General features: G+C 40.0%; 2 protein-coding genes. Both read right to left on the bottom strand.

Features of this window, described 5'->3' with window-relative positions:
- The coding region (locus A1D16_RS15755) for a HipA domain-containing protein (protein WP_290711217.1) at positions 1 to 915 on the bottom strand (915 nt) is incomplete at its 3' end.
- The coding region (locus A1D16_RS15750; RefSeq protein ID WP_290711215.1) for a HipA N-terminal domain-containing protein at positions 905 to 1,167 on the bottom strand (263 nt) is incomplete at its 5' end. The genes A1D16_RS15755 and A1D16_RS15750, both read right to left, overlap by 11 nt.

Genomic DNA, 1,167 nt, shown 5'->3' with positions numbered 1-1,167 from the left:
AGATAAGCCACTGTCTTCAACCATCTTAATTACATCTTCGCCTTTTGAAAGTAAATGTGTAAGAATCCGCTCTAATCTTTGAGGAAGTATGCCGATTTTTTTTGCTAATTCCCGAAAGCTGGATTGGCCATAAAATCCATAACTGCTATAAAACGGCTCATCTAAATCTCCGTCAAAAAGCTGTAGGGCAACGTCTGTTTCGGTAGGTAGATGTATTACGGTACTCATCAGATCATAGGCAGGAGAAAGCGTATAGTCTCCCAGATCTGTTTGGAGTAAGGAAAAGTTTTTTAAATGTGCGTCTCCATTAGAAATTAGATAATTGAAAACTACCAACCGGAAATAATTTTCTTTGGCAGGCATGGAAGCAGCAACATATTTTTCAATCAAATGGCCTATTTCCTCATAAGTCCCTTCATACTTAAAATTTTCACCAGCGGTTTGCCTGGTTCGGCCGCTGATTTGAGTCATATCTTCTTGCAAATATTTCGTACCGTCAGCTTTTACGTCAAATCTTCTTGTCAGGTAAGCAGGCGTACCGTCCTTAAAGTAGATAACTCCATTTGCGGCAGTATTAATTCCATACACTTTTGAAGCAATCTGCATTGTCAAATGCTCATTTTCTGGGGCTTGTTCTGCTTCTACAATCTGGACAGTGGGCGGTATTGGCTTTAGAAGGTATTGTCCGCCGGTTTCTGTTAACACCAATTTCTTCCCTTCTAATTTTAACGAGTATTTCAATTGAACACCTGAAATGGAAAGCCTTTTAGTTTTTTCCTGGTATAACGGTAGATTGTCAGCTTTGGGAGCATCAAAATCCAGTATATGCGAAATATTCTTGCCGTCAAACAACTGTCTGCGGCAACGTGGGCAATACCCCTCAATTCCATCTTTATAACATCCGCTACACTTCATCCTTTATCTCTTTAATGGTTATGGCTCCTATAGTGTCCTCACTAGCTGTTTTAATCAGACGGGTGAAATCGTCGTTTTCGTCAATCTTTAATAGCCGGCATTGAATGTCTTTATTTATGCCTTCTGCGAGTAATCCGCTAAAAAAGGAGAACAATTGACGGCTATGATATTCTCGATTAGCCTTTGGGAAAGTAAGGCTAATGGCGGGGATGGTTTGGTTTGCCCCATCTTCTCTATCATAAACAAAACTGT

It is taken from the genome of Flavihumibacter sp. CACIAM 22H1, assembly GCF_001601815.1.
GTDB lineage: Bacteria > Bacteroidota > Bacteroidia > Chitinophagales > Chitinophagaceae > Flavihumibacter.
The sequence above is the reverse complement of the archived record's forward strand: the minus strand, read 5'-3'. Positions and strand labels throughout refer to the sequence as shown.